This window comes from Oerskovia enterophila, from assembly GCF_044748475.1.
Taxonomy (GTDB): Bacteria; Actinomycetota; Actinomycetes; order Actinomycetales; family Cellulomonadaceae; genus Oerskovia; species Oerskovia enterophila.
This window is the reverse complement of the sequence record NZ_JBIVFZ010000002.1, coordinates 809,753-823,758: the sequence shown is the minus strand read 5'-3', so window position 1 is coordinate 823,758 and position 14,006 is coordinate 809,753. Positions and strand designations below refer to the sequence as shown.

Annotated in this window: 13 protein-coding genes and 1 riboswitch; of the genes, 4 read left to right on the top strand and 9 right to left on the bottom strand. The window is 74.2% G+C overall.

Annotated elements, in window-relative coordinates; translation table 11 throughout:
• Positions 1-91: 91 nt before the first annotated feature.
• Entirely contained in the window at positions 92-811 is a 720-nt protein-coding gene (gene pnuC, locus ACIPWA_RS08205) for a nicotinamide riboside transporter PnuC (RefSeq protein WP_400289380.1), read from the bottom strand.
• A gap of 173 nt (positions 812-984) precedes the next feature.
• Positions 985-1,110, bottom strand: a riboswitch (FMN riboswitch).
• Positions 1,111-1,227: 117 nt separating this feature from the next.
• Positions 1,228-2,070, bottom strand: a complete 843-nt coding sequence (locus ACIPWA_RS08200; RefSeq protein ID WP_400289379.1) for a TetR/AcrR family transcriptional regulator — start codon at positions 2,068-2,070, stop codon at positions 1,228-1,230.
• Positions 2,071-2,296: 226 nt separating this feature from the next.
• On the opposite strand from ACIPWA_RS08200, the gene ACIPWA_RS08195 reads away from it, so the two are divergent.
• Complete coding sequence (locus ACIPWA_RS08195; RefSeq protein ID WP_056644994.1) at positions 2,297-2,893, top strand: hypothetical protein; 597 nt, start codon at positions 2,297-2,299, stop codon at positions 2,891-2,893.
• Between the two features lie 196 nt (positions 2,894-3,089).
• Here ACIPWA_RS08195 and ACIPWA_RS08190 read toward each other — a convergent pair whose 3' ends face one another.
• The 3 genes from ACIPWA_RS08190 to ACIPWA_RS08180 are packed head-to-tail and all read right to left on the bottom strand — an operon-like array spanning position 3,090 to position 5,137.
• The gene (locus ACIPWA_RS08190) at positions 3,090-3,737 is read right to left on the bottom strand and encodes a DUF1684 domain-containing protein (protein WP_400289377.1); all 648 of its coding nucleotides are present in this window, start codon (positions 3,735-3,737) and stop codon (positions 3,090-3,092) included.
• A gap of 59 nt (positions 3,738-3,796) precedes the next feature.
• Positions 3,797-3,925, bottom strand: coding sequence for a hypothetical protein (locus ACIPWA_RS08185; protein ID WP_269452554.1), 129 nt, complete (start codon positions 3,923-3,925; stop codon positions 3,797-3,799).
• A 12-nt stretch (positions 3,926-3,937) separates the two neighbouring features.
• On the bottom strand, positions 3,938-5,137 hold the full coding sequence (locus tag ACIPWA_RS08180; protein ID WP_400289375.1) for a methyltransferase domain-containing protein: 1,200 nt from the start codon (positions 5,135-5,137) through the stop codon (positions 3,938-3,940).
• 195 nt (positions 5,138-5,332) lie between these two features.
• Between ACIPWA_RS08180 and ACIPWA_RS08175 the strand changes: the two genes are divergently transcribed.
• Both ACIPWA_RS08175 and ACIPWA_RS08170 read left to right on the top strand, forming a co-directional pair.
• Complete coding sequence (locus ACIPWA_RS08175; RefSeq protein WP_400289671.1) at positions 5,333-6,808, top strand: 3' terminal RNA ribose 2'-O-methyltransferase Hen1; 1,476 nt, start codon at positions 5,333-5,335, stop codon at positions 6,806-6,808.
• Positions 6,805-9,534 carry a polynucleotide kinase-phosphatase gene (locus ACIPWA_RS08170; protein WP_400289374.1) on the top strand — a complete coding sequence of 910 codons (2,730 nt, stop codon included), beginning with the start codon at positions 6,805-6,807 and terminating at the stop codon, positions 9,532-9,534. Before ACIPWA_RS08175 ends, ACIPWA_RS08170 begins: the two co-directional genes overlap by 4 nt.
• Positions 9,535-9,617: 83 nt before the next feature.
• Here the strand turns inward: ACIPWA_RS08170 and ACIPWA_RS08165 are convergent, their stop codons facing one another.
• From ACIPWA_RS08165 to ACIPWA_RS08155, 3 genes are all read right to left on the bottom strand, one after another.
• Positions 9,618-9,890, bottom strand: coding sequence for a hypothetical protein (locus tag ACIPWA_RS08165; protein ID WP_068625474.1), 273 nt, complete (start codon positions 9,888-9,890; stop codon positions 9,618-9,620).
• 224 nt (positions 9,891-10,114) lie between these two features.
• Positions 10,115-10,303: a hypothetical protein gene (locus tag ACIPWA_RS08160; protein ID WP_056645005.1), complete on the bottom strand. Its 189-nt coding sequence runs from the start codon at positions 10,301-10,303 to the stop codon at positions 10,115-10,117.
• Positions 10,304-10,347: 44 nt separating this feature from the next.
• Positions 10,348-11,007 carry a TetR/AcrR family transcriptional regulator gene (locus ACIPWA_RS08155; RefSeq protein ID WP_400289373.1) on the bottom strand — a complete coding sequence of 220 codons (660 nt, stop codon included), beginning with the start codon at positions 11,005-11,007 and terminating at the stop codon, positions 10,348-10,350.
• A gap of 71 nt (positions 11,008-11,078) precedes the next feature.
• On the opposite strand from ACIPWA_RS08155, the gene ACIPWA_RS08150 reads away from it, so the two are divergent.
• Positions 11,079-13,037 carry an ABC transporter ATP-binding protein gene (locus tag ACIPWA_RS08150; protein WP_400289371.1) on the top strand — a complete coding sequence of 653 codons (1,959 nt, stop codon included), beginning with the start codon at positions 11,079-11,081 and terminating at the stop codon, positions 13,035-13,037.
• Positions 13,038-13,115: 78 nt separating this feature from the next.
• On the opposite strand, the gene ACIPWA_RS08145 is transcribed toward ACIPWA_RS08150, so the two are convergent.
• Entirely contained in the window at positions 13,116-14,003 is an 888-nt protein-coding gene (locus ACIPWA_RS08145) for an LLM class flavin-dependent oxidoreductase (protein WP_400289370.1), read from the bottom strand.
• Between the last annotated feature and the right edge of the window lie 3 nt (positions 14,004-14,006).

Genomic DNA, 14,006 nt, shown 5'->3' with positions numbered 1-14,006 from the left:
CTCGCGTCATCGGGCCGGAAGTGGTGCGCCCGGCGCGAGCAGGGCGCACCTTCGAGTATCCGCCCGGCCCACCCGGACGCAAGGGGTGGCTTCAGGGGGGGGTGGCGGGGGCGCTCGCCGTGACCTCCAGGGCCTTGGAGCGCCGGTCGATGCGCCACCACACGAAGAACCCGACGAGCGTGAACGCCCCGTAGAACACGTACATGAACGCGGACGCGTAGAAGCCGGCGTCGACCAGCAGGGGCACGCCCACCACGTCGACGGCCACCCAGATCAGCCAGAACTCGACCCATCCCTTGGCCATGCCGTACGTCGCGAGCAGCGAACCCATGAAGATCCAGGCGTCGGCCCACACGGGCTCGTAGGACTCGAGCATCCGGAAGATCGGGGTCAGGACGAGCGTCCCGCCCACGAGCGCCACGACGAGGAACGTTCGTTGCCGCCACGTGGCCCATCGTGGTTCGACCGACACCCCGTGGCTGTCCGCGTCGAGACCGGCCGCGTCCTGGTCGAGGCGCGCACGGGTGCGCCGCCACTGGACCCACCCGTACACCGACACGACGACGAACATGACCTGGCGCCCGGCCTGGCCGAGGAGGTTGACAGGGTTGGGCGTCGCGAACACCGCTCCGAGGAACACCGTGAGGAGCAGCAGGTTCCCGACGATCCCCACGGGCCATGCCCAGATCTTGCGCCGCATGCCGCCGAGCGCGGAGGCCAGGCCGAACCCGTTGCCCACGATCTCGCGCCACAGCAGGTGCTGGCCGCCGATCGTCAGCTGCGCGTCGAAGAGCGCGTGGAGCAGGTCCATCGATGTTCCCTCGTCCCGGGCACGTCGGCTCCGGGGTGAGGGCGGGCGTCGGGTCGGGGGAGCCCTGTCCGGGCTGCCCGACGGCGGCGCTCACCACGGCGAGACCGGTCCGGACGGTCGGGGGTGGGCACGACGATCACGTCGCGCTCAGCCCGGCCGGGGACGGCCGCGCCGCACGTGCTTCCTCCCATCCGGACTTTCACCGTCGGTCCTGGAGTTCCACCAGGTCAACCGCGCGTGGGCGCGGGTCGCGGACTGTCACCGCCGGCTCGGAATTGCACCGACCCCGGAGCACGTTCGTGCGTACTGCTTGCTGTGTGCTGCAACCGCAGATGCTACCCGTGCATTCCCGGGCTCATCGGTGCTGAGCCGAGTGCGTGGTTCGGCTGCGACACGCCCGGCGAGTCGCAGCCGAATCAAGCACCCAACGCGTCGCGCACGGCCTGGGCCACCTCGTCGGGGTCGGCGTCGCCGTCGAGCACGGTCACCACGACGCGGCGGGTCGGTGCGGTGCCGGCAGCAGCGGGGGCAGCCCGGTCGGCCTCGCCCGCCGTGATCTCGGTGCCTACCGTGCCCACCCTGCTCTCGGCACCTGCCGTGCGCGCCGGTGCAGGCGACGTGGACGCGGTGGTGGGCTCCGCCGTCGGGCCCGCGGGGTTGCGCGCCGCGCGGCGCAGGTCCGCGAACGCCTCCTCGAGCTCGGGGCGCAGGTCCTGGTCGGGGTCGCGCAGCCAGCGGCGCAGGATCGCGTTGTGCACCGCGACGACCGACGCCGCGAACGCGACCGACGCGGTCGAGTGCCGGGTGTCGGCGGGCAGGGTGTCGCGCAGGTAGGACGTGAACGCGCGCTCGTAGCGGTGCGTGGTCACGAGCTCGCGGTCGCGCAGCGCCGGCACGTCCTGCAGGAGGCGGTGCCGTGCGACCGACGTCTCGCGCTGGCCCACGTGGTGGTCGAACACGAGCCGTGCCGCCTTGCACACCTCGACGTACGGGTCGACGTTCTCGAGCTCCTCGGGGGTGACGCCGCGGGCGGCGGGCCGGGTCTCCCCGAGGAGGACCACGACGGCGTCCAGGAGCAGCTCGTGGTCCGCGAAGACCACGTCCTCCTTGGAGCGGAAACGGCGGAAGAACGTGGCCCGGCTGATCTGCGCGGCGTCGGCGATGTCCTCGACGGTCGTCTGCTCGTAGCCCTTCCGGGTGAACAGCTCGATCGCCGCGTCGACCGCCTGCGCGTGGGTGTTGCTTCGTGCGGCACTCATGAACGGGACGGTACACCGCGCGCAGCGGGCGGGGCATGCTGCGGCGGGGCCGTGGGAGAGCGCTGCTCGTCAGTCGGTCGGTGGGGCACGTCGCCCGAGGATCGGCGGTCGGTCGCCGCGCGCGGTGCTGGCGGGTTGGCGGCTGTCGCCGCGCGCCGGGCCCGACGGCGTCGCTACAGTGACGAGAGAGGCGGCGACAGGCCGACGCGACCCGGAGGCGACGCGGATGACTGACGGTGACGAGACGCGGGCAGCCGGCTCCGACGACGGAGCCGAGGGCGGCGCGGGCGAGCAGGCCGCGCGGTCGTGGAAGAGCGTCGACCACCACGCCCAGCGCGACAACCTGGGCGACCGGTTCGCGCGTGGTGGTCCCGCCGACTTCCTGTACGGGGCCGTGGTCTCGGGGTTCATGCTCGCGGTCTCGAGCACGCACGACGCGTCGAGCGACTTCGTGATGCTCGCGGTGGCCGGTGTGCTCGTGGGGTACTGGGCAGCGCACGTGTACGTGTCGGCGATCGGCGGGCGGTTCCGCGACACCGACCACACCATCACCGAGCGCCTGAGGCTCGCGTCGTCGGACGAGGTGTGGGTGCTGATCGGCGGGGTGCCCGCGCTCGGGGTCTTCCTCGTGGGGAGGGTGTTCGGGCTGGACGTGGTGGACGCTGCGCTGATCGCGCTGTGGTTCACGGTGCTGATGCTCGCGGTCGTCGGCCACCTCGCGGCGCACCGGGCCGGCGTCCGGGGGTGGGCGCTGACGGTCGAGACCGTGGTCGCTGGTGCGTTCGGCCTGCTCATCATCGGGTTGAAGACGCTGCTGCACTGAGGTGCTGCCGGCGAGGCCGGTCGTGTGCCTGGAGGTCTCGCCGGTCCGAGCGACGCCCGGGCCTCGGTGCTCCCGAGGTCGTCGTCTGCGCAGCCACCACAATTGTTGTGGCGGCAGAGAAAACACACCCGGGGGTAGCGCCTGACGTACCCGGCGCACCTGCCCGGCGCACCCGTCACCAGCGCCCGGGCGGACGCTACGCCGCGGCCCGCACCAGCTCTCCGCACGCCAGCTCGACCGCGAGCGTGTTCCCCGGTGGGGCGAGCGGGCACGCCCACGCCGGGTCGTAGGCGCACGACGGGTTGTACGCGAAGTTGAGGTCGACGACCAGGGGTGCGTCGCCGTCGGGCACGGGACGGGACGACGCGGAACCCAGGTCCGCGCCCTTGATCGTGTCCAGCAGGTACCGCCCGCCGCCGTACGTCGCGGGCGAGCGGTCCTTGACCGGCACGAACAGACCGCCCCCGTACGACCGCAGCGCCCACACGTCGAGCGACCCCAGGCCCGGGAGGTCGAGGCGCCCGACACGCTCGAACGGCACCACGCCGTCGGTGCCCGTGGGGACGTCGAGCCGTGCGGCGTCCGGCGTGCCCCGCGCTGGGTCGGGCACGAGCGGCACCTCGAACCGCATCGCGGCGTCGTACGGACCGACCGGGAGACCCGTGAAAGCGGCACGGTCCTCGGGCAGGAGCGGCGAGGCCGGGTGCTCGGCCAGGAGGTCGTCGCGCGACGCGACCCAGTACTCGTGCGCGGCGGCGGGGTCCTCGACCGCCAGGTCGCGGACGCGCGCGTACAGGTGCTGGACGCGGCGGCGCCAGTCGACGACGTGCAGCTCGGTGATCATCTGGCCAGGGTGCCAGGCCGCGCAGGGACCGGCACGCCGTCGCCCCCGGTCGCCCCGGCCTAGAAGACCGGCAGGAGTCTCAGCCACCCGAACGTGAACCGGAACGGCGAGCTCACCCCGGCCCACAGCACTCCCCACGCCCCCGCACGGTGCCGGACGGCCTCGACGACGTCGAGCGGCTGCCACACCGGCAGGGGTGCTCAGTGGTGCAGCCGGTAGAACCGGAAGAAGCTGAACCCCTCGATCGGCAGGACCTCGACGCGCTCGAACCCGGCGTCGAGCGCGTACCGCTCGAGCGTCGCGGGCCGCATGACCGTGCCCGTGCCGACCGACGGCGACGACGACAGGCCGTCCGGCAGGCACACGAACTGGCTGAACCCGTACATGAGCCGCTCCACCTCGTCCCCCGGCGCAGTGAACTCCTGGGCGACGGCCTCGTCCATGACGACCACGGCGCCGTCGGGCAGGACGGCCCGACGGACCGCCGACAGGACCTCGACCGGGCGCGGCATGTCGTGCGTGCACTCGAACGCGAAGGCCGCGTCGAGCGGGGCGTCCGCGGGCAGGGCCGCGGCGTCGGCGGCGTGGAACGCCACGCGGTCCGCGACGCCCGCCGCCTCAGCGTTCGCGCGCGCCATCTCGACCGAGGGGCCGTCGATGTCGTACCCGTCGAACCGGGCCTGCGGGTAGGCGCGCGCGAGCGCGACCGTCGACCACCCGGCGCCGCAGCCCACGTCCGCGACCCGCGCGGTGGGCCGCGACAGGATCGCGTGCAGGTCAGGGACCCGGCCGAGCGCGCCCGCGAGCTCGTGCTCGAACCACGGCCGGTTGAGGTCGGCCTGCGCCTCGCGCGCGTCCGGCCCGAGCCGCCCCCACGAGACCCCGCCGCCGTCGCGGTACGCGCCGAGCAGCTCGTCGAACGTGCGCCCCACGGCCGCGAACAGCCGGGGCAGCGGCGCCAGGTACGCGAGGCTGTGCTCGTCCGTCAGCACCTCGGCCGGGCCGGGCGGCAGGGCGTAGCGGCGGGCCGCCGCCTCCGTGACGAGAGGGCCCGACGACGGAGGCACGCCCTGCGAGGAGCGGTCCGGCTGGGTCGTGGGCTCGGCCGAGGGCTCGCGCCCGGGAGCGACGGTGAGGACGCCCGCGACCGCCTGCCCCTCGAGCCACTCGCGCGCGTAACGCTCCTGCGTCCCCGTCCGGGTCGCGAGCTCGGCCGAGGTCGCGGGCCCGTCCGTCGCGAGGGACCGGTACCAGCCCAGCCGGTCGCCGAGGTACACCGAGAAGACGTCGAGAGCGCCGAGCGCCGACGCGAACAGCCGCTCGGCGAACTCGTCGGCTCCCGGACTCTCTCCGGTCGGCTCGCCGGAGGTGCCGAGCGGGACCTGGGGTGTCGTGGACATGAGTGCTCCGTCCGTCGAGGACACGGCGCTCGCGGTCGTCGGCGACGCGCGGACGCACGGACCACCTCCAGCCTAAATCCGTTGCGCCCCCGTGGGAGCATGCACAGCATGCTGGTCACCCTCACGACGACCGCCGGCGCGCCGGCCGGGTCCGCCCTGCCCAGGATCGCCCCGCCCGGAGACGCTGCGCCAGCGATGCCCGTAGAAGGGACGCCCGCACCACCGATGACGGACGCGACCGACCTCGGGTACCTGCTGCACAAGCACCCCGCCCGGGCCCAGTCGTTCGACCTCCCCGTCGGCACGGCGCACGTCTTCTACCCCGAGGCCGACACCGCGCGCTGCACGGTCGCGCTGCTCCTCGAGGTCGACCCCGTGGGGATCGTGCGCAACAAGCGGTTCGGCGGACGCGACGCGTTCTCGCTCGCCCAGTACGTCAACGACCGCCCCTACGCCGCCTCCTCGATGCTCGCGGTCGCGCTCGGCGCGGTGTTCCGGACGGCGATGACAGGCCGCTGCGACTCCCGGCAGGCGCTCGCGGACTCCTCGATCCCGCTCGAGATCCACGTCCCCGCGCTGCCCTGCCGCGGTGGCGCGGGGCTCGCCGAGCGCCTGTTCGGGCCCCTGGGTTGGACCGTCGACGCCACGCCCGAGCCGCTCGACCCGACAGTGCCCGAGTGGGGCGACTCGCGCTACGTCGACCTGCGCCTGACCGGGACCGTGCGCCTCGCCGACGCCCTGCACCACCTGTACGTCCTGCTGCCCGTGCTCGACGACGCCAAGCACTACTGGGTCACGGGCGACGAGGTCGACAAGCTGCTGCGCGCGGGCGAAGGATGGCTCGCCGAGCACCCCGAGCGCGACCAGATCATGCACCGCTACCTCGCGCACCAGCGCCGGTACGTCGAGGACGCGACCGACCGCCTCGTGACGCTCGACGGCGGCCCGCTGCCCGCCGATGCCGACGCCGGGGCCGAGTCCGAGGAAGCCCCGGCCGAGGGCGACGTCACCGCCGCGGGGAGCGACGCCGTCGGGACCAGGGCGCCCACGCTCGCTCGGCAGCGCGCCGAGGCCGTGGTCGCGGCCCTGCACGAGGTCGGGGCGCGCAGCGTCGTCGACCTCGGGTGCGGCGAGGGCGCTCTGCTGCGCCTCCTCGTCGCCGACCGCCGCTTCACGCGGCTGCTCGGCACCGACGTGGCCGCGCGCGAGCTCGAGCGGGCCGCGACCCGCCTGCGTCTCGAGGACGCGAGCGACGCGGAGCGCGAGCGCGTGCAGCTCGTGCAGTCCTCGCTCACGTATCGCGACGAGCGGATCGCGGGCTTCGACGCCGCGGTGCTCATGGAGGTGATCGAGCACGTCGACCCGCCGCGTCTGGGCGCGCTCGAACGCGTCGTGTTCGCCGAGGCACGGCCGGGGACGGTCGTGGTGACGACGCCGAACGTCGAGTACAACGCGCTGTACCCCACGCTCGAGGAGCACGGCCACCGTCACACGGACCACCGGTTCGAGTGGACGCGGGCCGAGCTCCAGGCCTGGGCCGGTGGCGTCGCGCACCGCCACGGCTACGCGGTCACGTTCCGCGACGTCGGGCCCGAGGACGTGGGGCCGCGCGGGCTGGGCTCGCCGACGCAGATGGCGCTGTTCACCCGATCGACGGAGGTAGGGGCATGACCACCGAGCAGCACGTGACCAGCGGGGAACCCCGCGTCCTGACCGTGCCCGAGCTCTCGCTCGTGGTGCTCGTCGGTGTGTCCGGGTCCGGGAAGTCGACGTTCGCGCGCGAGCGCTTCGCCCCCTTCGAGGCCGTGTCCTCGGACTTCTGCCGAGGCCTCGTCTCGGGGGACGTCAACGACCAGTCGGCCACCGCCGCGGCGTTCGAGGTGCTCGACACGATCGTGAGCAAGCGGCTCGAGGCGGGGCACCTGACGGTCGTCGACGCGACCAACGTGCAGTCCGCAGCGCGCAAGAGCCTCGTCGCGCTCGCGCGGGCGCACGACGTCCTGCCCGTCGCGATCGTGCTCGACGTGCCCGAGTCCGTCGCGATCGAGCGCAACCGCTCCCGCCCCGACCGCGACTTCGGCGACCACGTCGTCAAGCGTCAGCGCCAGGCGCTGCGCTCGTCGCTCAAGTCCTTGAGCCGCGAGGGCTTCCGCAAGGTCCACGTGCTGCGCGGCGTCGACGAGATCGCCCACGCCACGATCTCCCGCGAGCCCCTGCTGAACGACCTCCGCGACCAGACCGGGCCGTTCGACGCGATCGGCGACGTGCACGGCTGCCGCGCCGAGCTCGAGACCCTGCTCACCGAGCTGGGCTACGTGATCGAGCGCGACGAGGCCGGTCGCCCGGTCGACGCCGCCCACCCCGAGGGCCGGCGCGCGGTGTTCCTGGGCGACCTCGTCGACCGCGGACCGGACTCGCCGGGCGTCCTGCGCCTCGCCATGGGCATGGTCCGTGCGGGCCACGCGCTCGCCGTACCCGGCAACCACGAGCACAAGCTCGTGCGCGCGCTCTCGGGGCGCAACGTGACGGTCAGCCACGGGCTGGAGACGACGCTCGCGCAGCTCGCTGACGAGCCCGAGGAGTTCCGCCGGGACGTCGAGACGTTCTGCCGTGACCTGGTCTCCCACCTGGTGCTCGACGGCGGGCGGCTCGTGGTCGCGCACGCGGGGCTCAAGGAGTCGTACCACGGGCGGGCCTCGGGTCGGGTGCGCAGCTTTGCGCTCTACGGCGACACGACGGGGGAGACCGACGAGTTCGGGCTGCCCGTGCGCTACCCGTGGGCGAACGAGTACCGCGGTCAGGCCGTTGTGCTCTACGGGCATACCCCCACGCCCGACGCCGAGTGGGTCAACAACACGATGTGCCTCGACACGGGCTGCGTGTTCGGCGGCAAGCTCTCCGCGCTGCGGTACCCGGAGAAGGAGCTCGTCTCGGTGCCCGCGGCCCAGGTCTACTACGAGCCCGCGCGCCCGTTCCTGCCCGACGCCGGGAGCGACGCGGCAGGTGCCGAAGGGGCTCTCCGGCAGCGCGACCCCGACGTCCTCGACGTGACCGACGTGCTCGGCCGGCGCTCGGTCGTGACGGGCACGCGGGGCAGGATCACGGTCCCCGAGGAGAACGCCGCGGGCGCGCTCGAGGTCATGAGCCGGTTCGCGGTGGACCCGCGCGCGCTGCTGTACCTGCCGCCGACCATGAGCCCGGTCGCGACGTCGCGTCTGCCCGGCTACCTCGAGCACCCCGACGGTGCGTTCGCGGCCTACGCGAGCGACGGCGTCGGGCAGGTCGTGTGCGAGGAGAAGCACATGGGTTCGCGCGCCGTGGTGCTGGTGTGCCGCGAGGCGTACGGGGCCTCGGCGTGGCGCTTCGGGGTCGACGTCCAGCCGGGCGGGCGCGGCGTCGCGCACACGCGCACGGGTCGCCCGCTCTTCTCCGGCCCGACGGCGGAGGCTCTCCTCGAGCGCGTCGCGAAGGCCCTCGACGGGGCCGGGGTGTGGGACGAGCTGGGCGCCGACTGGGCCCTGCTCGACGCCGAGATCCTGCCGTGGTCGGCCAAGGCGGACCAGCTCATCCGTGACCAGTACGCGAGCGTCGGGGCCGCGGCCCGGGCCGTCATGCCGCCCGCGCTCGCTGCGCTGGACGCAGCCGCCGCGCGCGGCGTCGACGTCGAGGGGCTGCGGGCGCGGACGGCGTCGCGGGCCGAGGACGCCGAGAGGTACACCGAGGCGTATCGCCGCTACCGGTGGCCCGTCGACGGGCTCGACGGCGTCCAGCTCGCCCCGTTCCAGGTGCTCGCGAGCGGTGCGGACGGTTCCGCCGCCCCGACGGTCGACGGCGTTCCCGCTCCGCTCGACGGCGTTCCCGCCCCGCTCGACGGCCCGGGGGCGGACGTCGCGCCCGCCCCCGGCACTGCGACCGGCGCCACGTACGCGACCCGTGACCACCTGTGGCACCTGGGGATCGCGGACCGCCTGGTCGAGGCCGACCCGGTGCTCTTCCGGCCCACGCGTCGTCTCGTGGTCGACCTCGCCGACGAGGCCTCGCGCGCCGAGGGGGTCCGCTGGTGGGAGGAGATGACCGAGGCGGGCGGCGAGGGGATGGTCGTCAAGCCGCTCGCGAACCTCGTGCGCGGGCGCCGGGGGATCGTCCAGCCGGGGCTCAAGGTCCGGGGCCGCGAGTACCTGCGGATCATCTACGGGCCCGAGTACACCCAGGAGCACCACCTCGAACGGCTCCGCGACCGGTCGCTGGGGCGCAAGCAGTCGCTCGCGCTGCGCGAGTACGCGCTGGGTCTCGAGGCCGTCGAGCGCGTCGTGGCGGGCGAGCCGCTGTGGCGCGTCCACGAGGCAGTGTTCGCCGTCCTGGCGCTCGAGTCGGAGCCGGTCGACCCGCGGCTCTGAGCCGCGCGGGACGGGCCGTGACGCGCCAGGACCCGCGTGACCTCGGGGTCACGCGGGTCCTGACGTGTCAGCTGGTCAGCCGGTCAGCCCAGGGTCGCGAACGAGCTGAGCGCGAGCGCGGAGAACAGCGCGATGGCCACGAGGACCGAGCCGGCCACGAGCCAGCCGTTCGCACGGTCGGACGGGTCGCTCGTCGCACCCGGGCGACGCGACTGCGGGGCGGGCGCTCCGTCGTCGGGCAGGGAGGCGGGACGCGAGTCGTCCGGGCGCTGCGACGAGCGCGCACGGCGCGCGGTCGAGTCGTGGCCGCGGAGTGCGACGCGGATCGGCGCCGAGGTCGTGACCTGCGTGGTCATGGTTCCTCCCCAGGGAAAGTTGGCCGCCCTCGCTGTCGCGGGGCGTGCCACCAGTCTCTGCGGGGGAGGGGTACCGGCACATCGGCCCTCCGAACCATCCTCGGCGAGGGCCTCGTCCTCCCGGAGGATGACGGGCGCCCGTCGGATGGGGGACATCCCCTCCGGGACGCCCCTGAGGGGCAGGCCCGGGTCGCGCGGCGGGTCGCGCGAGGCAGGTGCCGAGACTACCGCGGGGCGTTGCGCTGGTGGTCGATCCGCTGGAGGTAGCGGATCTCGCGGAAGCCCACGGCGACCGCGACGAGCAGCGGGAACCACGCCCACGTGCGGCCCCGGAGCAGCGAGAACAGGCTCACGAGCCCCACCACGGCGCACCCGAGCACGGTCAGGACGCTCGCCCAGCGGATGTTCTTCATGCGGTCGTCCTCGGTTCGCTCGTGCGGGTCGTCGGTGCGGGTGCTCAGGACGGAGGAGCGCTCCGCGCCGCGAGGACCACGCCCTCGACGCTGCGGACCGCCATGCGCAGCGCGTCGCTGCGCGACGCACCGTCCTCGGTCATGACCGACCAGGCGTTGAACAGTGTCCACCACACCGTGCGCTGGTTCCAGGAGACGGTCAGGGTGGGGTCGAACGCGCCGTCCTCCTGGCCTCGTGCGAACAGGGCACGGACGGGGGCCTCGGCCGCCTCGCTCTCCTCCCAGAACGCCTCGTCCTCGGCGAGCGAGGCCTCGTGGAACAGGAGCATGTACCAGGGGCCCAGGTCGAAGTACTCGATCACGAGCCGTCGCAGCGCGGCCGCGGGGTCGCCGTCGTCGAGGCGCGCGGCACGGATCGCGGCCCGCGTGCGGTCGAGAGCCTCGGTGCCGACGGCCCGGATGAGGTCCGCGCGCTCGGGGAAGTAGCGGTGCAGCGTGCTCCGGCCGACCTGCGCGGCCTGGGCGACCTCGCCGAGCGAGGCCGAGGCGTTGGTGCTGAACACCTCGACGGCCGCGTCGAGGATCGCGCGCCGGGTCCGGGCGCGGGCGCCCGTCGCGGGGGCCTCGGGGGTCGCCGGCGTCGCGGCGGCGGGAGCGTACGTGCTCGCCTCGCGCGGCGCGGCGGCGGTGTCGCTGGCTGTCACGTGCTCAGCGTATCCGCGAACGGGTGAGACGTCTCTTGTCTGAAATGAGACACGCATGTTCCACTGGTCGCATGGCCGCCACCGCCCCCGCGTCGACCGACCCGACCACCGAGACCCCGCAGGCCCCTGCTCCGAAGGGGCCGCTCCTTCCACGCCTCAAGGTCCTGTGGACCTTCGTCCGGCCCCACCGACGCACGCTCGCGCTCGGCCTGGTCCTCGGGCTCGGGACCACGGCCGCGAGCCTCGCGACCCCCATGGTCACCAAGCGCGTCCTCGACACGCTCGGCACGGGGGTCTCGCTCGCGCCGGCCGTCGGGCTGCTGATCGGGCTCCTGCTCGTGGGGCTCGTCCTGGGGCTGTGGCAGTGGATCCTGCTCGGCACGCTCGCCGAGCGCGTGGTGCTCGACGCCCGCACCTCGATGGTGCGCCGCTTCTTCCGCGCCAAGGTCGGGGCGCTCGGGTCGCGCCCCACGGGAGAGCTCGTCACGCGCGTCACGTCGGACACGGTGCTGCTGCGCGAGGCCGCGTCGTCGAGCATCGTCAACCTGGTCAACGCGGTCGTCGGGCTGGTCGGGACGATCGTCCTGATGGCCGTGCTCGACACGGTCCTGCTCGGCACCACGCTCCTCGCGATCGTGATCATCGGCGTGCTCGTGGGGTCGCTCATGCCGCGCATCGCCAAGGCACAGGAGCAGGCGCAGGAGTCTCTCGGCCGGCTCGGCGGCGTGCTCGAGGGCGGGCTGCGCGCGCTGCGGACCATCAAGGCGAGCCGCGCCGAGCAGCGCCAGATCGACCGCGTGGTCGACGACGCGCGCGACGCGGCCCGGCACAGCGTCCGGTCGGTGCGCACCGAGGCCGTCGCCTGGACCATCGCGGGCGGCGGCATCCAGCTCGCGATCATCGTGATCCTGGCGCTCGGCGCATGGCGCGTCGACCAGGGCCTGCTCGCCGTCTCGAGCCTGGTCGCGTTCCTGCTGTACGCGTTCCAGATCGTCGACCCCGTCACGAGCCTCACGCAGAACGTCAGCCAGCTCCAGGCCGGCATCGCGGCCGCGGGCCGCATCCGCGAGGTCGAAGCCATCGAGATCGAGGAGCCCGAGCGGGCCTCCACCCCGTCCGGGGACGCACCCGGGCGAGGCGCGGCGGGAGGCCGCGTGCCGTCGTCGGGCCGGGGGAGCGCCCTGCCCGACGGCGCCGCGCACCCCGCGCACCCCGCCCCGGACCAGGCGGGGGAGACGCCCGTGCTCGCGTTCCAGGACGTGACCGCGCGCTACCTGCCCGGCGGCGAGCCCGTGGTCCGAGACCTCACGTTCGACGTCCCCCGGCGCGGTCAGGTCGCGATCGTCGGCCCTTCGGGGGCGGGCAAGACCACGACGTTCTCGCTGCTCCTGCGCTTCCTCCAGCCCGAGTCCGGCACGCTGCTGCTCGACGGGCGGCCCTACGACGGCTACACGTTCGACGAGGTGCGCTCGCGCATCGCCTACGTCGAGCAGGAGACGCCCGTCGTGCCCGGCACGATCCGCGAGAACCTGCGCCTGTCCGACCCCGACGCGACCGAGGACGCCATGTGGGACGCGCTCGCCAAGGTGCGCCTCGACGCCAAGGTCCGCTCGCTCGAGGACGGGCTCGACACCTCGCTCGTCGGCACCACGGTCTCGGGCGGCGAGCGCCAGCGCGTGGCGCTCGCGCGTGCCGTGCTGCACGCCCCCGAGGTCCTGCTGCTCGACGAGGCGACCGCGCAGGTCGACGGGCTCACCGAGGCCGCGGTCCACGCCGTGATCGAGGACCTGTCGCGCGAGCGGGCCGTCGTGACGATCGCGCACCGGCTCTCGACCGTGATCGACGCCGACCAGATCCTCGTCATGGAGGACGGCCGCGTGCGGGCACGAGGCACGCACCACGAGCTGCTCGCGTCCGACGAGCTGTACCGCGACCTCGTGGCCGCGCTCCGCATCTCGACCGAGACGCGGAGCGCCGAGCGCGAGACGCCCGGGGTCGTGACCGGGGCCGGCGGGGCGGTCGAGGGCTGAGCGTGGCCGCTGCAGGCGGGCAGGCGGGGCCGGGCTGCCGCAGGGGCCGGTCGGCCCCGCCTACCGTCCCCGGTTGCGTCAGCCGAGCTGCGCGAGGCCCTCGGTCGCGATCCGTTCGAACGTCGCCCGGTCGGCCGCGAACTGCGAGTCCGCGATGGGCCAGTGCAGCACGATCTCGGTGATCCCCCGGTCACGGTAGGCGGCCGCGGTCTCGACGAACGCGTCGACCGAGTCGAGCGGCCGGTCAGGCGTGAAGCCCGTCAGGAGGATGCGCTCGGTGGTGCTCGGGTCGCGCCCGGCCTCGGCGCACGTCGCCTCGAGCCGGGCCACCTGGGCGCCGACCGCCGCGCGCGACGCGGCCGGGGTGCCGTCCGTCCCGACGTGGTCGTCACCCGTCGTGACCCACGCCTGGCCGTAGCGCGCCGCGAGACGCAGGCCTCGCGGGCCGGTCGCGGCGATCGCGAACGGGACGCGCGGCTCCTGGACCGGTCCGGGGATCGTCCGGGCCTCGTGCGCGCGGTAGTGACCCTCGTCGTGCGTGACCGCGGGCTCGGTCAGCAGACGGTCGAGCAGCGCGGTGAAGTCCCGCAGCCGGTCCGCGCGCTCGCGAGCCGACCAGCCCTCGCCGCCCAGGACCGTGGCGTCGAACCCCGTGGTCCCCGCGCCGAGGCCGAGCGTGATGCGCCCGCCCGACACGTCGTCGAGGGTCATGAGGTCCTTGGCGAGCGTCACGGGCTCGCGGAAGTTCGGCGAGGTCACGAGGGTCCCGAGCCGGATCCGCTCGGTGACGGCGGCCGCGGCCGCGAGCGTCGGCAGCGCGCCGAACCAGGGGCCGTCGCGGAAGCTCCGCCACGACAGGTGGTCGTACGTGTAGGCCGCGTGGAACCCCAGGTCCTCCGCGCGACGCCAGACGTCGCGGCCCTCGGACCAGCGGTAGATCGGCAGGATCACGGTGCTCAGTCGCATGCC

What these genes read in the sequence shown, in the direction of transcription:
- ACIPWA_RS08170 (WP_400289374.1), top strand. Translation starts at nt 6,805, where the DNA reads ATGACCACCGAGCAGCACGTGACCAGCGGGGAACCCCGCGTCCTGACC.
- ACIPWA_RS08150 (WP_400289371.1), top strand. Translation starts at nt 11,079, where the DNA reads ATGGCCGCCACCGCCCCCGCGTCGACCGACCCGACCACCGAGACCCCG.
- ACIPWA_RS08180 (WP_400289375.1), bottom strand. Translation starts at nt 5,137, where the DNA reads ATGTCCACGACACCCCAGGTCCCGCTCGGCACCTCCGGCGAGCCGACC.
- ACIPWA_RS08165 (WP_068625474.1), bottom strand. Translation starts at nt 9,890, where the DNA reads ATGACCACGCAGGTCACGACCTCGGCGCCGATCCGCGTCGCACTCCGC.
- ACIPWA_RS08190 (WP_400289377.1), bottom strand. Translation starts at nt 3,737, where the DNA reads ATGATCACCGAGCTGCACGTCGTCGACTGGCGCCGCCGCGTCCAGCAC.
- ACIPWA_RS08145 (WP_400289370.1), bottom strand. Translation starts at nt 14,003, where the DNA reads ATGCGACTGAGCACCGTGATCCTGCCGATCTACCGCTGGTCCGAGGGC.
- ACIPWA_RS08200 (WP_400289379.1), bottom strand. Translation starts at nt 2,070, where the DNA reads ATGAGTGCCGCACGAAGCAACACCCACGCGCAGGCGGTCGACGCGGCG.
- ACIPWA_RS08195 (WP_056644994.1), top strand. Translation starts at nt 2,297, where the DNA reads ATGACTGACGGTGACGAGACGCGGGCAGCCGGCTCCGACGACGGAGCC.
- ACIPWA_RS08160 (WP_056645005.1), bottom strand. Translation starts at nt 10,303, where the DNA reads ATGAAGAACATCCGCTGGGCGAGCGTCCTGACCGTGCTCGGGTGCGCC.
- pnuC (WP_400289380.1), bottom strand. Translation starts at nt 811, where the DNA reads ATGGACCTGCTCCACGCGCTCTTCGACGCGCAGCTGACGATCGGCGGC.
- ACIPWA_RS08175 (WP_400289671.1), top strand. Translation starts at nt 5,333, where the DNA reads ATGCCCGTAGAAGGGACGCCCGCACCACCGATGACGGACGCGACCGAC.